This is a genomic window from Streptomyces spiramenti, assembly GCF_012034385.1.
GTDB lineage: Bacteria > Actinomycetota > Actinomycetes > Streptomycetales > Streptomycetaceae > Streptomyces > Streptomyces spiramenti.
On record NZ_JAAVJB010000071.1, the window covers coordinates 1 to 21,965 of the forward strand.

General features: G+C 73.2%; 21 protein-coding genes and 3 tRNA genes. 6 read left to right on the top strand and 18 right to left on the bottom strand.

Annotated features, from left to right (window positions below; all coding sequences use genetic code 11):
- Window positions 1-133: 133 nt before the first annotated feature.
- The 4 genes from HCJ92_RS11150 to dctA form a co-directional block, all read right to left on the bottom strand.
- Window positions 134-766: an MBL fold metallo-hydrolase gene (locus HCJ92_RS11150; protein ID WP_167933351.1), complete on the bottom strand. Its 633-nt coding sequence runs from the start codon at window positions 764-766 to the stop codon at window positions 134-136.
- Complete coding sequence (locus HCJ92_RS11155; RefSeq protein ID WP_167933352.1) at window positions 763-1,848, bottom strand: S-(hydroxymethyl)mycothiol dehydrogenase; 1,086 nt, start codon at window positions 1,846-1,848, stop codon at window positions 763-765. The genes HCJ92_RS11150 and HCJ92_RS11155 overlap by 4 nt, the downstream gene beginning before the upstream one ends.
- A 121-nt stretch (window positions 1,849-1,969) precedes the next feature.
- On the bottom strand, window positions 1,970-2,848 hold the full coding sequence (locus HCJ92_RS11160; RefSeq protein ID WP_167933353.1) for a LysR substrate-binding domain-containing protein: 879 nt from the start codon (window positions 2,846-2,848) through the stop codon (window positions 1,970-1,972).
- A gap of 59 nt (window positions 2,849-2,907) precedes the next feature.
- Window positions 2,908-4,386, bottom strand: a complete 1,479-nt coding sequence (dctA, locus tag HCJ92_RS11165; protein WP_167933354.1) for a C4-dicarboxylate transporter DctA — start codon at window positions 4,384-4,386, stop codon at window positions 2,908-2,910.
- 103 nt (window positions 4,387-4,489) lie between these two features.
- Between dctA and HCJ92_RS11170 the strand changes: the two genes are divergently transcribed.
- On the top strand, window positions 4,490-5,419 hold the full coding sequence (locus tag HCJ92_RS11170) for a TAXI family TRAP transporter solute-binding subunit (RefSeq protein WP_167933355.1): 930 nt from the start codon (window positions 4,490-4,492) through the stop codon (window positions 5,417-5,419).
- Between the two features lie 30 nt (window positions 5,420-5,449).
- Here the strand turns inward: HCJ92_RS11170 and HCJ92_RS11175 are convergent, their stop codons facing one another.
- Entirely contained in the window at window positions 5,450-6,412 is a 963-nt protein-coding gene (locus HCJ92_RS11175) for a helix-turn-helix transcriptional regulator (protein ID WP_167933356.1), read from the bottom strand.
- A gap of 109 nt (window positions 6,413-6,521) precedes the next feature.
- On the opposite strand from HCJ92_RS11175, the gene HCJ92_RS11180 reads away from it, so the two are divergent.
- The gene (locus HCJ92_RS11180; protein ID WP_167933357.1) at window positions 6,522-7,106 is read left to right on the top strand and encodes a DinB family protein; all 585 of its coding nucleotides are present in this window, start codon (window positions 6,522-6,524) and stop codon (window positions 7,104-7,106) included.
- Window positions 7,107-7,196: 90 nt separating this feature from the next.
- Here the strand turns inward: HCJ92_RS11180 and HCJ92_RS11185 are convergent, their stop codons facing one another.
- The 5 genes from HCJ92_RS11185 to HCJ92_RS11205 form a co-directional block, all read right to left on the bottom strand.
- Complete coding sequence (locus tag HCJ92_RS11185) at window positions 7,197-8,585, bottom strand: ATP-binding protein (protein WP_167933358.1); 1,389 nt, start codon at window positions 8,583-8,585, stop codon at window positions 7,197-7,199.
- Between the two features lie 3 nt (window positions 8,586-8,588).
- Window positions 8,589-9,278 (bottom strand): response regulator transcription factor, encoded by a 690-nt coding sequence (locus HCJ92_RS11190; RefSeq protein WP_167933359.1) that lies wholly within the window; start codon window positions 9,276-9,278, stop codon window positions 8,589-8,591.
- A 347-nt stretch (window positions 9,279-9,625) separates the two neighbouring features.
- Window positions 9,626-10,558: a transcription termination/antitermination protein NusG gene (nusG, locus tag HCJ92_RS11195; RefSeq protein WP_167933360.1), complete on the bottom strand. Its 933-nt coding sequence runs from the start codon at window positions 10,556-10,558 to the stop codon at window positions 9,626-9,628.
- A gap of 82 nt (window positions 10,559-10,640) precedes the next feature.
- On the bottom strand, window positions 10,641-10,910 hold the full coding sequence (gene secE / locus HCJ92_RS11200) for a preprotein translocase subunit SecE (protein ID WP_167933361.1): 270 nt from the start codon (window positions 10,908-10,910) through the stop codon (window positions 10,641-10,643).
- A gap of 70 nt (window positions 10,911-10,980) precedes the next feature.
- A tRNA-Trp gene (locus HCJ92_RS11205) sits at window positions 10,981-11,053 on the bottom strand.
- Between the two features lie 316 nt (window positions 11,054-11,369).
- Here HCJ92_RS11205 and HCJ92_RS11210 point away from each other — a divergent pair.
- On the top strand, window positions 11,370-12,617 hold the full coding sequence (locus HCJ92_RS11210) for a pyridoxal phosphate-dependent aminotransferase (RefSeq protein WP_167933362.1): 1,248 nt from the start codon (window positions 11,370-11,372) through the stop codon (window positions 12,615-12,617).
- Window positions 12,618-12,747: 130 nt separating this feature from the next.
- On the top strand, window positions 12,748-13,812 hold the full coding sequence (locus tag HCJ92_RS11215; RefSeq protein ID WP_420824696.1) for an adenosine deaminase: 1,065 nt from the start codon (window positions 12,748-12,750) through the stop codon (window positions 13,810-13,812).
- Between the two features lie 54 nt (window positions 13,813-13,866).
- On the opposite strand, the gene HCJ92_RS11220 is transcribed toward HCJ92_RS11215, so the two are convergent.
- From HCJ92_RS11220 to HCJ92_RS11255, 8 genes are all read right to left on the bottom strand, one after another.
- Window positions 13,867-14,922 (bottom strand): UDP-N-acetylmuramate dehydrogenase, encoded by a 1,056-nt coding sequence (locus tag HCJ92_RS11220; RefSeq protein WP_167933364.1) that lies wholly within the window; start codon window positions 14,920-14,922, stop codon window positions 13,867-13,869.
- Between the two features lie 71 nt (window positions 14,923-14,993).
- Window positions 14,994-16,553: an MFS transporter gene (locus HCJ92_RS11225; protein ID WP_167933365.1), complete on the bottom strand. Its 1,560-nt coding sequence runs from the start codon at window positions 16,551-16,553 to the stop codon at window positions 14,994-14,996.
- A gap of 314 nt (window positions 16,554-16,867) precedes the next feature.
- Window positions 16,868-17,431, bottom strand: a complete 564-nt coding sequence (locus tag HCJ92_RS11230; protein ID WP_245240785.1) for a TetR/AcrR family transcriptional regulator — start codon at window positions 17,429-17,431, stop codon at window positions 16,868-16,870.
- A gap of 109 nt (window positions 17,432-17,540) precedes the next feature.
- Window positions 17,541-17,975, bottom strand: a complete 435-nt coding sequence (locus tag HCJ92_RS11235; RefSeq protein WP_167933366.1) for a MaoC family dehydratase — start codon at window positions 17,973-17,975, stop codon at window positions 17,541-17,543.
- 5 nt (window positions 17,976-17,980) lie between these two features.
- Window positions 17,981-18,433: a MaoC family dehydratase N-terminal domain-containing protein gene (locus HCJ92_RS11240; protein ID WP_167933367.1), complete on the bottom strand. Its 453-nt coding sequence runs from the start codon at window positions 18,431-18,433 to the stop codon at window positions 17,981-17,983.
- A gap of 208 nt (window positions 18,434-18,641) precedes the next feature.
- Complete coding sequence (gene rpmG / locus HCJ92_RS24895) at window positions 18,642-18,806, bottom strand: 50S ribosomal protein L33 (protein WP_097230363.1); 165 nt, start codon at window positions 18,804-18,806, stop codon at window positions 18,642-18,644.
- An 85-nt stretch (window positions 18,807-18,891) separates the two neighbouring features.
- Window positions 18,892-18,964, bottom strand: a tRNA-Met gene (locus HCJ92_RS11250).
- Between the two features lie 24 nt (window positions 18,965-18,988).
- A tRNA-Thr gene (locus HCJ92_RS11255) sits at window positions 18,989-19,061 on the bottom strand.
- 488 nt (window positions 19,062-19,549) lie between these two features.
- Here HCJ92_RS11255 and HCJ92_RS11260 point away from each other — a divergent pair.
- Together HCJ92_RS11260 and HCJ92_RS11265 are read left to right on the top strand one after the other, a co-directional pair.
- Complete coding sequence (locus HCJ92_RS11260; protein ID WP_167933368.1) at window positions 19,550-20,776, top strand: amidohydrolase family protein; 1,227 nt, start codon at window positions 19,550-19,552, stop codon at window positions 20,774-20,776.
- Window positions 20,777-21,123: 347 nt separating this feature from the next.
- The gene (locus HCJ92_RS11265) at window positions 21,124-21,792 is read left to right on the top strand and encodes an SDR family oxidoreductase (protein ID WP_167933369.1); all 669 of its coding nucleotides are present in this window, start codon (window positions 21,124-21,126) and stop codon (window positions 21,790-21,792) included.
- The last annotated feature ends 173 nt before the right edge of the window (window positions 21,793-21,965 follow it).

Genomic DNA, 21,965 nt, shown 5'->3' on the forward strand with positions numbered 1-21,965 from the left:
GGCCGTTCCCGCTGCCCGCCAGGCAGCGGGAACGGCCGGGGTCGTGCCCGGGGCCGGGACCGGGTGGGCCTGACGGGCCGCCGCACAGGGCGCGACGTCCCGTGGGTCCCGGCCTCGGCCGGTGGCCGCGCGGTCAGTGGCCGCGGTCGATCCACTCCTGAAGGTGGGGCGCCTCGTCCCCCACGGTCGTCGAGTCGCCGTGGCCGGTGCGGACGACCGTGCCGGGCGGCAGCGTGAGCAGCCGTTCCCGGATCGACTCGACGATCGTCGGGAAGTCGGAGAACGACCGTCCGGTGGCACCGGGGCCGCCCTGGAAGAGGGTGTCTCCGGTGAAGACCGTGCCGAGTGCCGGGGCGTACAGGCAGACCCCGCCGGGGCTGTGGCCCGGGGTGTGGATCTGCTGCAGTTCGACGCCGGCGACCGTCAGCACCTGGCCGTCGGCCAGTTCGCCGTCGGGCGCGCGGTCGGGGTGGGTGCGGTCCCACAGCTCGCGGTCGGCCGGGTGCAGCAGGATCGGTGCCCCGGTCCGCTCGGCGAGCGCCGGGGCGGCGTCCACGTGGTCGTCGTGGGCGTGGGTGGAGACGACGGCGACCAGCCGCCGCCCGCCCAGCGCGGCGACGATGGCGTCGGCGTCATGGGCGGCGTCGATGACGACCGCCTCGTGGTCGTCACCGACGATCCACACGTTGTTGTCCACCTCCCAGGTGCCGCCGTCGAGGGAGAAGGTTCCGGAGGTGACCAGGTGGTCGATGCGCGCGGTGCTCACAGCTCGACCACGGAGCGGAGCACCTCACCCTTCTCCATGCGGTGGAACGCGGCTTCGACGGCGTCGATGCCGATCGTCTCGGTGACGAAGGCGTCGAGGTCGAGCCGGCCCTGCAGGTAGAGGTCGGTCAGGACGGGGAAGTCGCGCGAGGGCAGGCAGTCGCCGTACCAGGACGACTTGAGCGCGCCGCCGCGTCCGAAGACGTCGAGCAGCGGCAGTTCCAGCGTCATCTCCGGGGTGGGGACGCCCACCAGGACGACGGTGCCGGCGAGGTCGCGGGCGTAGAACGCCTGCTTGTAGGTCTCGGGACGGCCGACGGCCTCGATGACGACGTCGGCGCCGAAGCCGCCGGTGAGCTCGCGGATGGCCTCGACCGGGTCGGTCTCGCGCGAGTTCACGGTGTGGGTGGCGCCGATGGACCGGGCGGTGTCCAGCTTGGCGGCGTCGATGTCCACCGCGATGATCTTGGCGGCGCCGGCGAGCCGGGCACCCGCGACGGCGGCACAGCCCACGCCGCCGCAGCCGATGACGGCCACGGTGTCGCCGCGACCGATGTTGCCGGTGTTGACGGCAGCGCCGAGGCCGGCCATCACGCCGCAGCCCAGCAGGCCGACGGCCGCCGCGCGGGCGGCGGGATCCACCTTGGTGCACTGGCCGGCGGCGACCAGGGTCTTGTCCGCGAAGGCGCCGATGCCGAGGGCGGGCTCCAGTTCGGTGCCGTCGGTGAGGGTCATCTTCTTCGACGCGTTGTGGGTGTCGAAGCAGTACTGGGGACGGCCCCGCTTGCAGGCTCGGCAGCTGCCGCAGACCGCGCGCCAGTTGAGGACGACGAAGTCGCCGGGCGCCACGTCGGTGACCCCGTCACCGACGGACTCCACGATGCCGGCGGCCTCGTGGCCGAGGAGGAAGGGGTAGTCGTCGGAGATGCCGCCCTCGCGGTAGTGGTAGTCGGTGTGACACACCCCGCATGCCTGGATGCGGACCACCGCGTCACCGGGTCCGGGGTCGGGCACCACGATGTCGGTCAGCTCCACCGGGAGCCCCTTGCCGCGAGCGATCACCCCGCGCACTGTCTGCGCCATACCGAACTGCCCTTCTCACAGGTGTGGACAACCGGCGGTGCGGATCAGCGTCCGCCCCGCCGCGTGCTGCCCACTCTGGTTCCCCCGGAACGGCACGTCCAACGTCCGGGACCGATGGGATTCATCGCGCCGGGTGCTGAATCGACTCCAGCAGGGCGCGGGCTGCCGGGGAGGGAGGGCCGGTGGCGGGGAGGGCGATCCCGACGGCCCAGGTGACGTCGGTCCGGAGCGGGACGGCGGTCAGCCCTGCGGCGGCCTGCTTCCGGGTGACGGGGCGCGGCACGACCGCGACGCCCATGCCGCGGTGGACGAGTTCCAGCAGGGTGTAGACGTCGTTGACCTGGAGGGCGACCTCGCGCTCCACGCCGTCGGCGGCGAAGGCCGCGCCGGCGGCGCGCCGGGCGCCCCAGCCGGGGTGCAGGTCCACGAAGTCCTCGCCGGCGAGGTCGGCGGGGGCGCGGGGGCCGCCGTCGGCGACCGGATGGCCGGGGGCGCAGAGCAGCATCAGCGGCTCTCGGGCGACGGGGCGGACGGTGACGCCCTCCTCGGTGCCGTCGTGCACGACGAACGCCAGGTCGAGGCGGCCGTCGCGGACGCCGGCGACCAGGGCGTCGGAGCCGTCCTGGACCATGCGGACGGTGACGCCGGGGTGGCGGCGGCGCAGGTCGGCGAGGAGTTCCGCGGGTTCGACGATGCCCATGCACTGCTCGGTGCCGAGGGCGAGGCTGCCGGTGACCAGGCCCTGCACCGCGGCGACCGCGTCGCGGGCGGCGGAGGCGGACTCCAGGGTGCGGCGGGCCTCGCCGAGCAGGGCCCGGCCCGCGTCGGTGAGCCGGACGCTGCGGGTGGTGCGGACGAAGAGCGGGGTGCCGAGGTCCGTCTCCAGCGACTTGATCGAGGCGGAGAGCCCGGACTGGGCGATCCGCAGCCGGTGGGCGGCGCGGGTGAAGTGGTGCTCCTCGCAGACCGCGACGAAGTGCTCCAGCTGTCTGAGTTCCACAGTCGGAATGTAGCGCGCCGGGCACGGCGGGACGTGGTCGGCGGGAAGCCCGCCGGGCGTCACGTGCGGGAGCTGCCGGCGGCTTCCTCCGGGGTCTTCCCGTCACGGTCGGCGTCGGTGTCGGCGCCGTCCTGGTTGGCGGGGTCGGTGGCCAGGGCGTCTCGGGACTTCTCGCCCTCGTTGATCTCGCTCATCCCGGCCTCGGCCTCGGCCTTCATCAGCGCGTCCACGTCGACGGTGTCGGGGTTGTCCAGGACGTACTTCAGGCGGTCTCGGTCGAGGTCGCCCGTCCAGCGGGCGATGGCGAGTGTGCCGATGCCGTTGCCCGTGAGGTTGGTCAGGGCGCGGCCCTCGCTCATGAAGCGGTCGATGCCGACGATGAGCGCGATACCGGCGACGGGGATGACCGAGTCGAAGGCGGCCAGGGAGGCGGCCAGGGTGACCAGGCCGGCGCCGGAGACACCGGCGGCACCGTTGGAGGAGATCAGCATGAAGACCAGCAGGCCGATCTGCGTCCAGATGGAGACGTCGACGCCGAAGGCCTGGGCGATGAAGAGGGCGCCCATCGACATGTAGATGGCGGTGCCGTCCAGGTTGAAGGAGTACCCGGTCGGGATCGTCATGCCGACGACGTGCTTCGGGGTGCCGGCGGCCTCCAGCTTGGTGAGCATGCGGGGGAGCACGGTCTCGGAGGAGGAGGTGCCGAGGACGATCAGCAGTTCGTCCTTGATGAAGCGGATGTACTTGATGATGCTGAAGCCGGTGGCGTAACAGATCGGGCCCAGCACCAGGAAGATGAAGAGCAGACAGGTGACCCAGAAGGACACCATGAACGAGGCGAGCGAGCCGAGGATCGCGCTGCCGTGCTCACCGATGGTGAAGGCGATACCGCCCATGGCGCCCAGCGGGGCGACCCACATGACGAGCTTGATGACGCCGAACATGACCTTGGCGAAGGTGTCCAGGCCGCGGACCATGCCCTCGGCGCGGGCGCCGAGCATGGTCAGGGCGCAGGCGACGAGGATCGCGAGCAGCAGGACCTGGAGCAGCTGGCCGTCGACGAAGGCGCTGGCGAAGGAGGTCGGCACCAGGCCGAGGAGGAAGCCGGTGAAGCCGGCGTCGGCCTCACCCGCGGAGGCGATGGCGCCGTCGGCGGCGGAGGTGTCGAACGAGTCGATGTCGTAGCCCAGGCCGGCACCCGGCTGCCACACGTTGATCACGACGAGGCCGATGGCCAGTGCGAAGACGGTGGTGATGTTGAAGTACAGCACCGTCTTGAGGGCGAGACCGCCGGCCTTGGCCAGGTTGCCCATTCCGGCGATGCCGACGACGACGGTCGCGAAGATGGTCGGCGCGATGACGACCTTGACCAGCTTGATGAAGAGATCGGCGAGCCACTTCATCTCGGAGCCGACACCCGGCGCCGCGAGGCCGATGACGATTCCGATCGTGATCCCGACCAGCACCCAGAAGTACAGGTGGCTGTATATCGGCTTCTTCTTCTTTTTCACCGTCGACGTCGTCGGCGTACTCGTCATGGGTCGTCCATCCCTCTGACTGCTATCTTGTGGGTCGCATCACACTGATAGTGAGTGCGCGTTACAGCAACGAAACCGGGCAGAAATTGGGGTTGATCTGACATTGGCGCCGGCGCGCGAGCTCTCCCGGCGCGCACTGTTGGCGGCAGGCGTCGGCGTCGTCGCTCTCAGTGCGTGCGACACCTCCCCCTCCCCCGATGTCAGCGGCCTGCGCCTGGCGACCGGGCCCGAGGGCGCTACGTACCGTGAGTCCGGCGCGGCGCTGACGGCGCTGTGGAACGAGACGCTGGGGCGCCGCGCGGTGGAGGTCGTCTTCACCGAGGCGTCGGTCGACAACGTGCGGATGCTGCTCTCCGACGAGGTGGACCTCGCCTACGCCAACGTCGACGTGCTGCTCTCCCACAAGGAGGAGACGCCCGCGCTTCTCCGGATCTTCGACTCCGTGGTGCACCTGGTGACGCTGCGGGACAGCGGGGTCCGCACGCTCCAGGACCTCGCCGGTCGGCCCGTCGCGATGGGGCTTCCCGGCTCCGGCACGCGCTTCACCGGTGGACGGATGCTGGCCGCCGCCGGAGTGGAGGTGGAGGAGCTGGACCTGGGGCAGAAGGAGGCGGCGCGGGCGCTGGTCGCGGGCGAGGTGGACGCGGTCGCCTCGCTGACCGCGATGCCGACGCCGGCCATCGCCTGGCTGCTGGACCAGGACCCGGACATCCACTTCGTGGACCTGGGCGCGGAGGCGGAGGCGATACAGCGGGCGCACCCCGGCGAGTATCTGCCGGTGACGATCGCCAGCACCGTCTACCCCGGGGTGGCGACCACCCGCACCCTCGCGGTGCCGACGCTGCTCGCCGTGCGGCGGGACTTCCCCGACGACGTGGCGACGACGTTGACCGGCACCACGGTCCGGGGCGCCGGGCGGCTGGCGCGGACGCGCCCCGAGGCGTACCAGATCAACCCCCGTACGGCCGCCGCCACGGCGCCGATCCCGCTGCACCCGGGCGCGGCGCGCTGGTTCCGCGACGCCAAACCCTGAGCCCCCGCCGAGCGGCGCGGCCTCGCGGTGTCAGGCCCGGTGCAGCCGGTCGGCCCAGCGGTGGAGGAGTTCCCGCAGCTCGGGCGGGTGCAGCACCCGGATGTCCGCGTCGACCGTGGCCAGGGCGACGGCAGGCCAGGTGAGGTCGTCGGCGTTCATCCGCAACCGGCTCTGACCGGGGTCGTCGGTGGCCTCGATCGTCGCCCAGTCGCCCGTGCGCGACCGCACGGTCGCGGGCGGCGCGGCGATCAGTGCCTCGACCCGGTGGCGGCGCGGCGCGCCGCCGACGCGTTCGCGGACCCAGGCGGCCGGGTCGCCGCCCGGCACCCGGCGGTGCCGGAACCGCTCCCCGGTGGTCCGCGGGTCGTGGAGGCGGTCCACGCGCAGCGAGCGCCAGTCCTGCCGCGTCAGGTCGTAGGCGACCAGGTACCAGCGCCTGCCCAGGCAGACGAGGCGGTGCGGTTCCAGATGGCGTTCGGTGCGGGCGCCGTCGGCAGCCTCGTAGCCGCACCGCACCGTCTCGCCGTCCCGGCAGGCCGGGGCGAGCACCACCAGCACCCCCGGTTCCACTCCCCCATCGGCTGTGTCCCGCCACCAGCCGGCGGAGTCGGTGACGCTGCTCAGCGCCTCGGCGCGGCGGCGCAGCCGGGTGGGCATGACCCGCAGCACCGTCGACAGCACCCGGGCCGACGCCTCGCCCGCGCCCGCCACGGCGCCGATGCGGGTGGCTGCCTGGAGGCCGACGACCAGTGCCACCGCCTCCTCGTCGTCCATGACCAGCGGCGGCAGCGTCGCGCCGGCCGCGAGCTGGTAGCCGCCGTCCGTGCCGCGGTGGGCGGTGACCGGGTAGCCGAGGGTGCGCAGCCGGTCGACGTCGCGGCGCAGGGTGCGGGCCGAGACACCGAGCCGCGTCGCGAGTTCGTCCCCGCTCCAGTGCCGGTGGCTCTGGAGGAGGGACAGCAGCCGCAGGGTCCTTGATCCGGTGTCCGCCATGGCTGTGATTCTCGCGCGCCTTCCGGCCGGATACCGGCCGGAAGGGCCCCTAGCGTCGGAGACACCCGGGCGGGAACCGCCGCGGGGGAACCAGCACAGGAGGATTTCGATGCTTTCCACACCCGAGCGGTCGATCGACGACACGACCGGGAGCGCGACCGGCGGCGCGACGCCCGCGGGGTCGGCCCACGACGAGGCGACGGACCTCCTCTCCGCCCTCGCCCACCACCGCGGCCTGCTGCTGCGCACTGTGCAGGGGCTCGACGACGAGCAGGCGACGCGCCGCACCACTGTGAGCGAGCTGTCGCTGGCCGGCGTGGTCAAGCACGTCGCGGGGGTGGAGCGGGGCTGGACCGCGTTCGTCCTGGAGGGCGCCGGCGCGATCGGCAACTTCTCGGAGATGACGGAGGCGGACCTCGCCGCGTGGGGCGACGCCTTCCGGCTGCTGCCGGGCGAGACCCTCGCGGGGGTGCTCGCCGACTACGAGGCCGTCGCGGAGCGGACGGCGGAGGTCTTCGGATCGCTGGAGGACCTCTCCGCGGCGCGTGCGCTGCCGGAGGCGCCCTGGTTCGAGGCCGGTGCAAGCTGGTCGGCGCGGCGGGTGCTGGTGCACGTGCTGGCGGAGACGACGCAGCACGCGGGCCACGCCGACATCATCCGGGAGGCCCTGGACGGGCAGAAGACGATGGGCTGACCCGGCGCGCCGGCTGCCCGATGCGGGCGGGCCGCCGGGTGAGCCGGTGGGTTGCGCGCCGCCGGTCGGCCGGTACCTCACGACCGTCGGTCAGCCGGTGCCCGCGACCGGGAGCCGGACGGTCACCCGCAGGCCGGTGGGGGTGTTGGCCGCCAGCAGCACCTCACCGCCGACGTCCTCCACCACGTCGTGGATGATCGCCAGCCCCAGCCCGGTGCCGCGGACGTTCTGGTGGCGCTGCGCGCGCCAGAACCTGCCGCGGGCGGACTCGCGCTCCTCGGCGGTGAGGCCGGTGCCGTCGTCGGCGATGACCACGTCGGCCCGGTCGTCCTCGTCCGGAGCGCCGGACGTGACGGTGACGGTGGTCCCGCCGGAGAGGCGCGCCGCGTTCTCCACCAGTTCACCGAGGACGGCCACCAGTCCGCCGGGCGGCTGCCGCAGCACCAACCCGGGCTCCGGGTCCTCCACCCGGAGGGCCAGGCCGTGCTCGGCGGTGACCTGCTCCCACCGCGGCCGGCCGGTCTCGAACACCCTGGCGAGGGTCCACGCCTCGCTGTCGCTGACCCGTTCCTGGCTGGCGGTGGCCGTGGCGGCGAGCATCGCCTCGAACATCTGGCTCATCTGCTCGGCACCGTCCACCGCCTCCTCGACGGCTTCTCTCGCGTCGGGGTCCTTGGCCCAGGGGCGCAGGTTCTCGACCGACAGCCGCAGGCTCGCCAGCGGGTTGCGGAGCTGGTGTGCGGCGTCCGCCACGAACATCCGCTGGCGTTCCAGGGTGCGCTGCACCGTCTCCACCGTGGCATTGAAGGAGGAGGCGAGCCCTCGCAGCTCGGGAGGGCCGTGGGCCACCGCGGCGCGCGCCCCCAACTCACCACCGCGCACGTCGGCGGCGATGCGCTCCAGGTCGCGGACCGGCCGGAGGATCCAGCGGCTCAGCGGCCACAGTGCGGCCATCAGTGCGGCCACCGGCAGCAGGAGCAGCACCGCCCCGACGCCCCACTGCCTCACGGTCGTCTCCCGCAACACGTCGGTGGGCGCCTCGATCACCACCACCGCGGTCACCTGCGAGTCCCGGCCGACCGGCTCGACCACCCGCAGCGGCGCGGGCATCCACGGCCAGACCGTCCGCGCCTCCCCGATCCGGCTGCCGGCGAAGGCGCGCTGCACGTGGTCGTCGACCGCCTCGTCCCTGGGGAGCGGCTCACCGGGGTCGTGCAGCAGGCTGCCGTCGAGCCCCAGCACCCAGACCGGAGAGGAGTACAGCTCCTGGTAGGCGTCGAGCTCCGCGTGGAGTCGGGAGGTGTCGCCGGAGATGAGCGCGGCCTCGGCCAGCGTCGCGAACCGCACCGCGTCACCGCTGCGGTCGATGAAGACCCGCTGGGTGGAGCGCTCACTGACGATCACCGTGTACGAGATGCCCACACCCACCACCAGCAGGGCGAGCAGCGGGAGCAGCGCGATGACGATGCGCCGGCGCACGGGCTACCCGACCGCGCTCTGCGCGGGCTCCAGCCGGTAGCCGACCCCGCGCACGGTGGCGATCGCGGCTGACGGCCCCAGCTTCGCCCGCAGCGAGGTCATGTGGGTGTCGAGCGTGCGGCTGCTGCCCTCCCAGGTGGACTGCCAGACCTGGTCGAGGATGCGGTCGCGTTCCACGACCGCCCCGACGTTCCGGGCGAGGAGCACCAGGATGTCGAACTCCTTGCGGGTGAGGTGGAGCAGTTCGCCGTGGTGGGCCACCTCGTGGCGGTCCTGGTCGATGACCAGTTCGCCGTGGCGGATCGAGCCGCGGGCGGCGGCGACGGTGTGCCCCACGCGCAGCCGGCGGGTGACCGCCTCGATCCGGGCGAGCAGTTCGGCGACCCCGAACGGCTTCACCAGGTAGTCGTCCGCCCCGGCCCGCAGCCCCCGCACCCGGTTGGCCTGCTCGCCGCGGGCGGTGACCGCGATGACGCCGGTGGAGGGGTGGTCGCGGAGCAACCGGATGACGTCCACGCCGTCGCCGTCGTCGAGACCGAGGTCGACCAGGGCGATGGCGAAGTCACCGGCGGTGATCGCCCGACCCGCCTCCTCGACACTGCGCGCGCGCTCCACGTCGTAGCCGTCACCCCGCAGGGTGCGGCTCAGGGCGCGCGCGACCCTGTCGTCGTTCTCCACTATCAGCGCGCGCATGAGCCCAGACTAACCGTGGTCCGGGGCTCCCGGCCCCCGCTCGGCGCCACCCGGGTGCGGTGCGCCGCCGGGCTGGCGCGACGGACGGTCAGGGGCCGCCGGGCGGGGTGATGACCGGAGCGACGGCGGTGACGCGGAGTGACCGGCGGGGGTTCGGCAACCGCCGTGCGCCGTACCGCTGTTGGCGCCCGGCAGGCTCCCGCCGATGTCGCCGGTCGCCGCCCGGGGCGGCCCGGGTACGGCCCGGGGGCCGACCGGCGACAGCCCGGGGCGCCCCGCCGCAACGAAGAACGCCCCCGCGCCACCGGTGTCCGGCGGTGCGGGGGCGTCTCGGCCCGCTGGGGCGATCAGTTCTTGGTGATCTGGTCGAAGCTGAGCTCGACCGGGGTCTCGCGACCGAAGATCTCCACGAGGCCCTTGACCTTCTTGGAGTCGGCGTTGATCTCGTTGATGGTGGCCTGCAGCGTCGCGAACGGGCCGTCGGTGACGGTGACCGAGTCGCCGACCTCGAAGTCCAGGACCTGGACCTCGACGCGGCGGGTCGCGGCGGAGGCGCCGGGGCCGCCCGCCTCGGCGGCGGCCTTCTGCTCGGCCTCGGGGGCGAGCATCTTGACGATCTCGTCCAGCGTCAGCGGGTACGGGTCGTAGGCGTTGCCGACGAAGCCCGTGACCCCGGGCGTGTTGCGGACGACGCCCCAGGACTCGTTGGTGAGGTCCATGCGGACCAGCACGTAGCTGGGCAGCTTGTTCTGCTTGACGGTGCGGCGGTCGCCGTTCTTGATCTGCACGACCTCTTCGGTCGGGACCTCCACCTGGAAGATGAAGTCCTCGACGTTGAGGGAGACGGCGCGCTGCTCCAGGTTGGTCTTCACGCGGTTCTCGTAACCCGCGTAAGTGTGGACGACGTACCACTCGCCGGGGAGGACACGCAGTTCCTCACGGAGCGCGGCAACCGGGTCGACGGCCTGCTCGACCTCGGCCTCCTGGGCCTCGACCTCGGCGACGGCGTCAGCGGCGGTGTCGCCCACGACCTGCTCGTCGTCCTCGTCGGTGTCGCCCGCGACCTCGGCGTAGCCGGCCAACTCCCGAGCGGTCTCGTCCTCGGCGGTCTCGGCGGCTGCGCCACCCTCCACCTTGGCGGCGACCTCCTCCGCGAAGGTGCCGTCGACCTCGTCAGCGGCCTCGGTCGGGTCCACGGTGTCCGCGGCCTCGATGATGTCGCGCGCGGTGCCGTCGTCCTGGGCGGGCGCGGCGGCGTCGTTCGGGTTCGGGTCAGACACGGTAGCTGCTTCTTCCTGGCTTCACGTCGGTGGACTGTCCCGCGATGTACGGATACGCCCTGCCCACCTCGCCGGGGGCGGGTCAGCCGAAGACGTAGTCGATGACTCGGGTGAATCCCCAGTCAAGCACAGACAGGAGCGCGATCATCACCAGCACGAACGCGATGACCGCGACCGTGTAGGTGGTCAGCTGGCGGCGGGTCGGCCAGACGACCTTGCGGAGTTCCGCGATGACCTGGCGGTAGAAGAGCGCGAGTCGCCCCAGCGGGCCGCGCTTGCCGCGCTTCCCGCGGCGACCGGTGCCTTCCCCCCGGGGCTCCGGCGCCTCGACGGAGTCCGCGATTCCAGCCACTCGTCCTCACCCGATCCCGGTCATGGTCATAGCCGCCCGGCCCAAGCCGGGCGGCTTTCACAGTGTGCAGCAGGGCCGGAGGGACTTGAACCCCCAACCGCTGGTTTTGGAGACCAGTGCTCTACCAATTGAGCTACGACCCTTTGTTGCCGCGACCAAAGTTACACGATCCGTCCGGAGAGGCGAGACGCCATCCGATCGGAGCGGGCTGCGACCAACGAGACGAGAGTGTACGCGCTGATACCGCCCGACGTCGAACGGGTACCGGGCGCAGTCCTCTTCGGGGTCGCCGTTGCCCCGCGGCGGGGCCGGGTGGCGCGGGCACCGCGGCCTCGCGGGCCCCGGCGCCGCTCCCCGGCCGGCACTGTCCCACGGCCGCGTGTCACCGACCGGACGGTGAGGTCCGCAGTACGGGCACCTCAGTGCCGCGGACGGGCGTGTTCTGCAACGATGCCGGGTATGAGTTCCGAGACGCCATCCGCACAGTCCGCCACCCCGCCCACGCAGCGCCGTGTCTCGGCACGCGTCGGCGCCATCTCCGAGTCCGCCACCCTCGCCGTGGACGCCAAGGCCAAGGCCCTCAAGGCCACCGGCCGTCCGGTGATCGGGTTCGGCGCCGGCGAACCGGACTTCCCGACCCCGGACTACATCGTCGACGCGGCGGTCCAGGCCGCCCGCGACCCCCGGTACCACCGCTACACCCCCGCCGGCGGGCTCCCCGACCTGAAGGCCGCGATCGCCGCCAAGACGCTGCGCGACTCCGGCTACGAGGTCGAGCCCGCGCAGGTCCTGGTCACCAACGGTGGCAAGCAGGCCATCTACCAGGCGTTCGCCGCGATCCTCGACCCGGGCGACGAGGTCATCGTCCCCGCTCCCTACTGGACGACCTACCCCGAGTCGATCCGGCTGGCCGGCGGTGTCCCGGTGGAGGTCGTTGCCGACGAGACCACCGGCTACCGGGTAAGCGTGGAGCAGCTGGAGGCCGCCCGCACCCCGAACACCAAGGTGGTGCTGTTCGTCTCGCCGTCCAACCCGACCGGCGCCGTGTACACCCGCGAGCAGGTCCGTGAGATCGGCCTGTGGGCGGCGGAGCACGGCCTGTGGGTGCTCACCGACGAGATCTACGAACACCTGGTCTACGGGGACGCCGAGTTCAGCTCGCTGCCGGTCGAGGTGCCCGAGCTGGCGGACCGCTGCATCGTGGTCAACGGTGTGGCGAAGACCTACGCGATGACCGGCTGGCGCGTCGGGTGGCTCATCGGGCCCAAGGACGTCGTCAAGGCGGCGACCAACCTCCAGTCCCACGCCACCTCCAACGTCAGCAACGTCGCCCAGATCGCGGCGCTGGCCGCGGTCTCCGGCGAGCTGGACGCCGTCGCGGAGATGCGAAAGGCGTTCGACCGGCGGCGGCGCACCATCGTGCGGATGCTGAACGAGATCCCGGGTGTGGAGTGCCCCGAGCCGGAGGGCGCGTTCTACGCCTACCCGTCGGTGAAGGCGCTGCTCGGCAAGGAGATCCGCGGCCGTCGCGCCACCACCAGCGTCGAGCTGGCGGAGATCATCCTGGACGAGGTCGAGGTGGCGGTGGTCCCGGGTGAGGCGTTCGGCACCCCCGGCTACCTGCGGCTCTCCTACGCGCTGGGCGACGAGGACCTGACCGAGGGCGTCTCGCGTCTCCAGAAGCTGCTGGGCGAGGCCCGGGGCTGACCCGGTCCGACCCGCCGGCGACGGGCCGTCCTCCCTCGGGGAGGACGGCCCGTCGCCGTCTCCGTGGGAGGGCGGCGGGGCACGGGGCCGGGTGGGGCGCGGGTGGGTGGATTACCGCCGGGAAGGGTGGATGCGGCACCATCTCCCAATGGCGAGTGTTCGAGATGTCCGGCTGTTGCCGAAGGCCCATCTGCACCTGCACTTCACCGGCTCCATGCGGTCCGGAACGCTGCTGGAGCTGGCGGACAAGTACGGCGTGCACCTCCCGGAGGCGCTCAGGGGCGGGGAGCCCCCGAAGCTGCGGGCCACCGACGAGCGCGGCTGGTTCCGTTTCCAGCGCCTGTACGACATGGCGCGGTCCTGCCTGCGGGAGCCGGAGGACATCCAGCGGCTGGTGCGCGAGACGGCGCAGGAGGATGTGGCCGACGGTTCCCGCTGGCTGGAGATACAGGTGGACCCGACCTCCTACGCGCCGCGCCTGGGCGGGCTGATCCCGGCGCTGGAGGTCATCCTGGACTCGGTGGAGCGCGCCACCGCGGAGACGGGGTTGCCGATCCGGCTGCTGGTCGCGGCCAACCGCATGAAGCACCCGCTGGACGCGCGGACCCTGGCCCGGCTCGCGGTGCGGTTCGCGGACCGCGGGGTCATCGGCTTCGGGCTCTCCAACGACGAACGGCGCGGCTTCGCCCGCGACTTCGACCGCGCCTTCGCCATCGCCCGGGAGGGCGGACTGATCGCGGCGCCGCACGGCGGCGAGCTGTCGGGTGCCTCCAGCGTCCGCGACTGCTTGGACGACCTGCGGGCGGACCGCATCGGCCACGGGGTCCGCGCCGCCGAGGACCCGCGGCTGCTGGCGCGGTTGGCGCAGTCGGGGGTGACGTGCGAGGTCTGCCCGGCCTCCAACGTGGCGCTCGGCGTCTACGAGAAGCCGGAGGACGTGCCGCTGCGCGCGCTGTGGGACGCCGGGGTGCCGATGGCGCTGGGCGCCGACGACCCGCTGCTCTTCGGGTCGCGCCTGGCGGCGCAGTACGAGATCGCGCGGGAGCACCACGGGTTCACCGACGAGGAGCTCGCGGAGTTGGGTCGGCAGTCGCTGCGGGCGGCCCGGATGCCGGCGGACACCCTGGCGGAGGTCCTCGCGGACGTGGACTCCTGGCTGGCAGCCGTCCCGGCGGTCCGGTCCGAGGCCGGCTGACGACCGAAGAGCCCGACCCCCGCGGCACGTGCGGCGGGGATCGGGCGGGGTCCGTCAGAGCGAGCAGCCGACGGTGACCGGCTCGTTGACCAGCGTGATGCCGAACGCGTCGCGGACGCCGTCGCGGACCTCGCGGGCGAGGGCGAGCAGGTCGGCGGTGCGCGCGGTGCCCCGGTTGGTGAGCGCCAGGGTGTGCTTCCCCGAGATGCGGGCGGGGCCGTCGCCGTACCCCTTGGTGAAGCCGGCGCGGTCGATCAGCCAGGCCGCGGAGGTCTTGGTGCGGCCCTCCCCGGCGGGAAAGCCGGGGGGTGTCGCCTCCGGCCCCAACCGCTCGGCGGCCCGGGCGAGGAAGGCGGCGAAGGAGTCGTCGTCGAGGACCGGGTTGGTGAAGAACGACCCGGCGGACCAGGTGTCGTGGTCCTCGGGGTCGAGCACCATGCCCTTGCCGCTGCGCAGCTTGAGCACGGTCTCCCGGGCGGCGGCGAGCGGAACGCGGTCGCCCGTCTCCACGCCCATGGCCCGCGCGGTCTCGGCGTACCGCAAGGGTGCCGAGAGGCCGTCCGCGTCCTCCAGCTCCATCCGTACCCGCAGGACGACGTGGCGCTCGGGTTCGGCCTTGAAGCGGCTGTGCCGGTAGGAGAAGTCGCACTCGGCGGCGGGGAGCACCACGGTCCGCCGGTCGCGGCGGTCCCAGGCGACGACCTCGGTCACCACGGTGGCGACCTCCTGACCGTACGCACCGACGTTCTGGATGGGCGTCGCTCCGGCGGAACCGGGGATGCCGGCGAGGCACTCGACTCCCGCGAGTCCGGCCTCGACGGTGCGGGCGACCGTCGCGGACCAGTTCTCCCCGGCTGCGATCTCCAGGCGGGTGCCGTCGAGGGTGAGACCACGGGTCGCGATGTGGAGCGCGGTGCCCTCGAAGCCTTCGTCGGCGATGACCAGGTTGCTGCCGCCGCCGACCAGCAGCAGCGGCTCGCCGCGCTCGTCGGCGTCGCTGACGGCGGCGGTCACCTCGTCCTCGGTGGTGGCGGTGAGCAGCCTGCGGGCCGGTCCGCCGAGTCGGAAGGTGGTGAGGGGGGCCAGGGGGGCGTCACGGAGTTCCTGCACGCCCCACAGCCTACGGCGCGCGGTACCCGCGACCTCCGTACGCCCCGCGCCGTGGCCGTAGCCGGCCCGGTTCAGCGGCGGGTGGGCGCGGACGGGCCGTGCCCGGCGGCACGCACGCCCGTGCCGGTGATACCGCCGCCGGGACGCGCCCCCGGACCGGCGGGGTGGTGCGGGCCGACGGCGGGGCCCTCCGCGGCGGCGGGGCCGCGTTCGACGAGGGCGAGGACGAGGGCCGCGGCCAGCAGCAGGGCGGCGACCGCCAGCCAGAGCGCCGGCACCAGCCCGTCGACGAACTCCCGGCCGTCGGCGTAGCCGCCTCGGGCGGCGAACACCGAGGCGAGCAGGGCGATGCCGAGCGCGCCGCCGACCTCCCGGAGCGAGTTGTTGACGCCGGAGGCGATGCCCTGGTCGGCCACGGGCACCGATCCCATGACCATCGCGCCGGTGGGGGCGAAGAACAGCGCCATGCCGAGGCCGCAGAGCGCGAGGGCGGGCACCAGGGCCGCGTAGGGGGCGTCGGGTGCCGCGACCAGGGCGAACAGGGCGAGCCCCGCGGCCATCAGCAGCATCCCGCCGCCGATGACGGGCCGTCCTCCGACCCGGTCGGTGAGCACCCCGGCGAGGGGTGCCACGACGATCGGCATCGCGGTCCACGGCAGCACCCGCAGCCCGGCCTCCGTGGGGCTGTACCCCTGGACGATCTGGAAGAACTGCGCCAGCAGGAAGATCGACCCGAACATGCCGAGGAACATCAGCAGCCCCGCGCCGTTGAGTGCGCTGAAGGTGCGGGAGCGGAAGAACCGCATGGGCAGCATCGGCTCGGGAACGCGCGTCTCGCAGCGGACGAAGGCGGCCAGCAGCGCGGCTCCCACCGCGAGCGCCGCCCAACTGCCGGGGGTGGACCAGCCGTGCTCGTGGCCGCGGACGATCCCGAGGACGGCCCCGAACAGCCCGGCACCGGCCAGTGCGGCCCCGCCGAGGTCGAGGCGGCGGCGACGGCCGTGGCTCTCGGCGAGGCCGACGCGGATGAGCGGAAGCAGCAGGAGCCCCACGGGGACGTTCAGCCAGAAGATCCACTGCCAGGACAGGTGCTCGGTGACGACCCCGCCGACGAGTGGCCCGCCCGCGACCGCGACGCCGTTGACCGCCCCCCAGATCCCGAAGGCCGCACCACGCCGGGCAGCGGGGACGGCGGCGGATATCAGCGTGAGGCTGAGCGGGAGCAGCACCGCGGCCCCGACGCCCTGCAAGGCCCGGGCGGCGACGAGCGAGCCGGTGCCTCCGGCGAGCGCGGCCCAGGCGGAGGCCGCGGTGAAGACCACGACGCCGACAGTGAAGACCCGGCGCCGGCCGTACCGGTCCCCGAGCGCGGCGGCGAGCAGCAGGAGGCAGGCGAACGGCAGGGTGTAGGCGTTGACGATCCATCCCAGGTCGGCCAGGCTCCCGCCGAGGTCGTCCCGGATGACCGGCAGGGCGGTCGTGACCACCAGGTTGTCGAGGGCGGCCATGAAGGTCGCGGCCCCGGTGACGGCGAGGGTCCACCCCGGCCGGCCGGTGGTCGGGGGTGGAACGGGCGCGGGGCTCGGGGTACCGGTCACGATGTCGCTCCCTGGTCGGTGGGCGGCGCTCATCGAACGCCTCCTATTAGTGATTGATCAATAACTTTTTTGGGCGTGCAGTGCCACGCACCCGGAGGACGACAGGAGGCACGCGCGGCACCCGGTCGTCGCAAGCGCCCTGCCGTGTATCACGCTGAGGGCGGAGGGGTGTTGCCTGGAATCGGGTAATCGCGACAGTGATGCATCACGACCCGGAGCCTCGATCGCGCCCCCGGACGTAGGGCCGGGACCCAAAGTTCACACGGGTCAGACGCGTGATGCGCCACCGGCCCCCTGCACCCGGTCAGGCACCTGCCACCGCTCCGGGCCGTCAGGTCGTCAGGTCGTCAGGAACCCTCGGGTCCGGCCCCGCAGGCGTTCCACGCACGATGACCGGCGGGCAGGTTGAGCGCGAGCAGCGCGTTGATCAACATGCCCTGACCCATGAAGCCCACCGTCCGCCCGTCCTCCGCCCCGAGCCGGAGGTGGACGAGGTCCCAGACCTCGCCCCAGCCCCGGCGGAGCTGCTCGGCGAAGTCGTGGTCCCCGGACTCCTCGGCCACACCGGCCGCCGCGTACATCTGCATCTGGAAGAGCAGCTGCTCCCGGTCCGCGGTGAGCTGCGCGTACGCCTCACCCATCGCCCGACCGGCCTCGTCGGGCGCCAGCCCGTCGGATGCCTCGGCCAACCTGACGCGGATCTGGTCGCAGCACCGCGCGGCGGCGGCGAGGAAGATGGCCCGCTTGTCGGGGAACAGCCGGAAGAGGTACGGCTGGGAGACCCCGACGCGCCGGGCGATCGCACTGGTGGAGGTCCCGGCGTAACCGCCGCGCGCGAACTCCGCGAGGGCCGCGCGCACCACGGCCTCCTGCCGCTCCTCCGCCGACATCCGACTGCTTCGCTCTGCCATGACAGCGAAGTTAGTAATCAATCACTAATTAGTCAACCCCGAGGCGTGCACGGACGACGGGCGCGCCCCACGGCCCTGGAGCCGTGGGGCGCGCCCGTATCCAGGCGGATCAGGCGAGGCGGACGACCGCGCGGGCCATGCCCAGCACCTTCTGTCCGGCAGCGGTCGCGGTGAGATCCACGCGCACCGTCCGCGCCTCGTCGTCGAGTTTCACGGCGACCTTGCCCGACACCTCGATGACGGCACCCTTGTCGTCGTCCGGCACGACGACCGGCTTGATGAAGCGCACCCCGTACTCGACGACCGCACCGGGGTCGCCGACCCAGTCCGTCACCACGCGGATCGCCTCCGCCATGGTGAACATGCCGTGCGCTATCACGTCGGGCAGGCCGACCTCGCGGGCGAACCGCTCGTTCCAGTGGATCGGGTTGAAGTCCCCGGAGGCACCCGCGTACCGGACAAGCGCGGCGCGGTCCACCGGGAACTCCCGGGACGGCAGGACGGTACCGGTCTCGACGTCGGCGTAGGCGACACTGGCGGCCATCGCGCTCATCCCTCCTCGGTGGCCCGCGCCACCAGCTTCGTGTACGCCGTCACCACGTGCTCGCCGTCGGCTGCGTGCACGTCACCCCGGACGTCAAGGATGTCGTTGCCGGCCATGCTGCGGATCGACTCGATGGTCGAGGTGACCGTCAGCACGTCCCCCGCGCGGACCGGCCGCGAGTAGGCGAACTTCTGGTCGCCGTGCACCACGCGGCTGTAGTCGAGCCCGAGCTCCGGGTCCCGTATCACGTCGCCGGCCGCGGCGAAGGTGATGGAGAACACGAAAGTCGGAGGCGCGGGCACGTCGGGGTGGCCGAGTGCTCGCGCGGTCTCCGGGTCGGTGTACACGGGGTTGTCGTCCCCCACCGCCTCGGCGAACTCGCGGATCTTCTCGCGTGCGACCTCATACGGCCGGCTCGGCGGATAACTGCGTCCGACGTAGGACTGGTCGAGCGCCATGGGCGCGAACACCTCCGGGAACGAACGCGAGGCCGCTCCGGAACGGAGCGGCCTCGACGGTCAACAGCTACCTGACGGGACACACAGTGCCGTCGGACTGTTCGATGATCTGACGGGATGGTTACCCGTCGTCGCCGACTCGGAGGTGAGGCGGGAAGTGCCGAAGCGCTCCCGCCGGTACCGGCCGGCGTGGTTCACGAGATGCGGGTCAGCGCGTCTCGCGGTGCGCCGTGTGCGAGTTGCAGCGCGGGCAGTGCTTCTTCATTTCGAGCCGGTCGGGGTCGTTACGCCGGTTCTTACGGGTGATGTAGTTCCGCTCCTTGCACTCCACGCAGGCCAGCGTGATCTTCGGGCGGACGTCGGTGGCAGCCACGTGAGTGCTCCTTGACGGACGGGACGGTTCAACACAGGGACAGTAGCCGATCGGGGCGTAAAACCCAGCATCGGCTACCGATGAGTAGCGGCGACCGGACTTGAACCGGTGACACAACGATTATGAGCCGTTTGCTCTACCGACTGAGCTACGCCGCCAGGATGCGGATGACCGCACCTCAGAGCCCCAAAACGGAATCGAACCGTTGACCTTCTCCTTACCATGGAGACGCTCTACCGACTGAGCTATTGGGGCGAGCGAGGAAGAGATTACACGTTCCGCGCCGTAAGACGAAATCCGTAAACCGGGGCCGGTCACCCCACCTCCCCCACGGCCCCGCGCCACCCCGTGCTGCGCCCCGGCCACACCCACGCCGACCGGCGTGGCGGCCCCTCGCGAAGGCCGGGCGGGAGGCGACCTGAGCGGCCCGGCCCGGCCTCCGCCGGCGCCCCTCACCGCCGCCCCTCACCGCCGCCTCGGGAAGGCGCAGGCCGCGCCGCACGGGCGGCGAGCCGCAGGCAACCGACCAGGCACCGATCAGGTCGTACGACTATTGGGTTGCCTCCGCCTGCTGCGCACGGGCGGCTGCTGTGGCGCCGTACCCTCGCACCAGTCCGTCCGACCGGCGCTCCAAGGGCGCCACCGGTCGCGCGCGCCCCGCCGGCGCACCACCGCCACCCGCCGGAGCGCCGAACGCGCACGCGGGCGGCACCACCCGAGCCGCACCGACTTGCAGGAGCCCGATGCCGCACGACGCCGACACCGGGGGCACGACCGTCCTCGTCCTCTCCGGGCCGCGCCTGGCCGACGGCCGCACCGTGGACGTGAGGATCAGCGCGGGGCGGGTGGAGGCGGTGGGGACGCCCGGCAGCCTCGCCCCCGGCGGGCCCGAGGGCACGACCCGGGTCGACCTCTCCGGCTACCTGCTGCTGCCGTCACCGGCGGAACCGCACGCCCACCACGACTCGGCCCTCACCGCCGAGAGCGACGGCCCCGCTCCCGGCGACCCGGTATCCGTCCGACGACGGATGACCGAGGCGGCACTGCTGCAGCTCGGCCACGGGGCGACCGCCCAGCGCACCCACATCCGGATCGGCGGCACGGGCGGTCTCTCCTCGCTGGAGGCGGCGCTGGACGCCCGGCGCGGACTCCGCGGCCTCGTCGACCTCCAGGTGGTCGCCGTGCCGCGGTTCCTGACCGGACGCGCCGGCGCCGACGACCGGGCGCTGCTGCGCGACGCCGTGGCACTGGGCACCACGGCGCTCGGCGGCAGCCCCGGGCACGACCCCGAGCCGGCGGGGTTCCTCGGTCACCTGGTCGAGGTCGCCGCCGAGCACGGTCTGGGGCTCGACCTCCACGCCGAGGGCGACGACCCGGCCGCGCTCGCACGGATCGCCGACGCCGCGGGCTCCCTGCGCGATGGCGTCGCGGTCGGTCCCTGCGCCGGGCTCTCGCTCCTCCCCAACGACGTACTGCGCCGTACCGCCGAGCGGCTGGCCGCCGGCGGCGTCTCCGTCGTCGCGCTGCCCCAGGGCGGCTGCGCACGCGCGGACGGGGTGCGCACCGCCGGTCGCGCCACCCCGGTGCGGCTGCTGGGCGCCGCCGGGGTGCGCGTCGCCGCCGGGAGCGGCGCGCTGCGCGACGCCGCCAACCCGGTGGGCAGGGGCGACCCGTTGGAGGCGGCCTACCTGCTGGCCTCGCTGGGCGAGGTCACCCCCGAGCGGGCGTACGAGGCGGTCTCCGCCCGCGCTCGGGAGGCGATGGGGCTGCCGCCGGTCCGGGTCGAGTCCGGGCACCCGGCCGAGCTGCTGGCGGTGCGTGGCGAATCGCTGAGCGGAGCTCTGGCGTTGGCCTACAGCCGAGTGGTGGTGCACCGCGGGAGGGTCGTCGCCCGGACGAGCGCGGTCCGGGAGTACTGCGGCTCCGCTGTGCCGGCGGCCCCGGGCGTGCCCCGGCAGGCGGGCGGCTGAGAGCGCGTCTGAGGACCCGCGTCGGATCGGCTCGCGGCGTCGGATGCGGTCAGCTGCACGGCGGAGGGGCGCCCTCACACCGGGTTGTAGTCGGGCGTTGCCGACAACGCAGCAGATGGCCGTAGCCGGGGTCGCGGGCCCGACGTGGTGTCTCAAGAACGCTCTGAGGCCATCCCCCGGCACCGACGGCGGCCTCCCGCCCAGGCGTCCCGACCGGCCTGCGGGGCGGCGTCACGGCCCGCGCCGCCGGGCCGCTCCTCGATCCGTGGCGGCCACGTGGGCGGGCAGCGCGCCCGGCCCGGCCGGTCCTCCCGGGTCGGCGCGGTCCGCGGCGGTACGGTCGGGGCATGCGTACCGTTATCGCCGGAGGACATGGCCAGATCGCCCGCCGAGTCGAGCAGTTGCTCGCCGAACGCGGTGACGAGGTGGCCGGTCTGATCCGCAAGCCAGCCCAGGCCGGGGCGCTCCTCGCCCTCGGCGCCGAGCCCGTCGTCTGCGACCTGGAGTCGTCGGACGTGGCCGATGTAGCACGCCACCTGGAGGGCGCGGACGCCGTGGTGTTCGCCGCCGGTGCCGGGCCGGGCAGCGGCGCCGACCGCAAGGACACGGTCGACCGCGCCGCCGCGGTGCTCTTCGCGGACGCGGCCGAACAGGCCGGGGTCCGGCGGATGCTGGTCGTGTCGGCAATGGGCACCGACAGCGAGCCCCCGCCCGGGACCGACGCCGTCTTCGCCGGCTACCTGCGCGCCAAGGCCGCCGCGGACGCGGACATCCGCTCGCGGTCGGGGCTGGACACCACGATCCTGCGACCGGGGCGCCTCACCGACGACGCGGGCACCGGGCTGGTGTCGCTGGCCGACTCGACGGGGCGTTCCGACGTCACCCGTGACGACGTGGCGGCCGTGCTGGTGGCGCTGCTGGACGCTCCGGGGACCGCCGGTCTGACGCTGGAGCTGGTCGGTGGCGACACCCCGGTGGCGGAGGCCGTGGCGGCTGCCGCCGACGGCCGGGGCTGACGAGCGGGCGGGCCGACCGCCGGGCGCCCCTGACGGGCGGCCGGTCGGCACTGCCACCGTCGGTCGCGGAACGCGGCCGTCCTGCCCCGTGAGCGGCGGAACGGCCGTTCTCCGACGCCGAGCGTGTCGGAGAACGGCCGTTCGCCGTCGGTGGCCGGGCCTCGGGGCCAGGG

Bases quoted from the DNA above. Each gene is read 5' to 3' on its own strand.
- HCJ92_RS11155 (WP_167933352.1), bottom strand. From the start codon at position 1,848: ATGGCGCAGACAGTGCGCGGGGTGATCGCTCGCGGCAAGGGGCTCCCG.
- dctA (WP_167933354.1), bottom strand. From the start codon at position 4,386: ATGACGAGTACGCCGACGACGTCGACGGTGAAAAAGAAGAAGAAGCCG.
- HCJ92_RS11175 (WP_167933356.1), bottom strand. From the start codon at position 6,412: ATGGCGGACACCGGATCAAGGACCCTGCGGCTGCTGTCCCTCCTCCAG.
- HCJ92_RS11180 (WP_167933357.1), top strand. From the start codon at position 6,522: ATGCTTTCCACACCCGAGCGGTCGATCGACGACACGACCGGGAGCGCG.
- HCJ92_RS11190 (WP_167933359.1), bottom strand. From the start codon at position 9,278: ATGCGCGCGCTGATAGTGGAGAACGACGACAGGGTCGCGCGCGCCCTG.
- HCJ92_RS11210 (WP_167933362.1), top strand. From the start codon at position 11,370: ATGAGTTCCGAGACGCCATCCGCACAGTCCGCCACCCCGCCCACGCAG.
- HCJ92_RS11215 (WP_420824696.1), top strand. From the start codon at position 12,748: ATGCGGCACCATCTCCCAATGGCGAGTGTTCGAGATGTCCGGCTGTTG.
- HCJ92_RS11225 (WP_167933365.1), bottom strand. From the start codon at position 16,553: ATGAGCGCCGCCCACCGACCAGGGAGCGACATCGTGACCGGTACCCCG.
- HCJ92_RS11230 (WP_245240785.1), bottom strand. From the start codon at position 17,431: ATGGCAGAGCGAAGCAGTCGGATGTCGGCGGAGGAGCGGCAGGAGGCC.
- HCJ92_RS11235 (WP_167933366.1), bottom strand. From the start codon at position 17,975: ATGGCCGCCAGTGTCGCCTACGCCGACGTCGAGACCGGTACCGTCCTG.
- HCJ92_RS11240 (WP_167933367.1), bottom strand. From the start codon at position 18,433: ATGGCGCTCGACCAGTCCTACGTCGGACGCAGTTATCCGCCGAGCCGG.
- HCJ92_RS11260 (WP_167933368.1), top strand. From the start codon at position 19,550: ATGCCGCACGACGCCGACACCGGGGGCACGACCGTCCTCGTCCTCTCC.
- HCJ92_RS11265 (WP_167933369.1), top strand. From the start codon at position 21,124: ATGCGTACCGTTATCGCCGGAGGACATGGCCAGATCGCCCGCCGAGTC.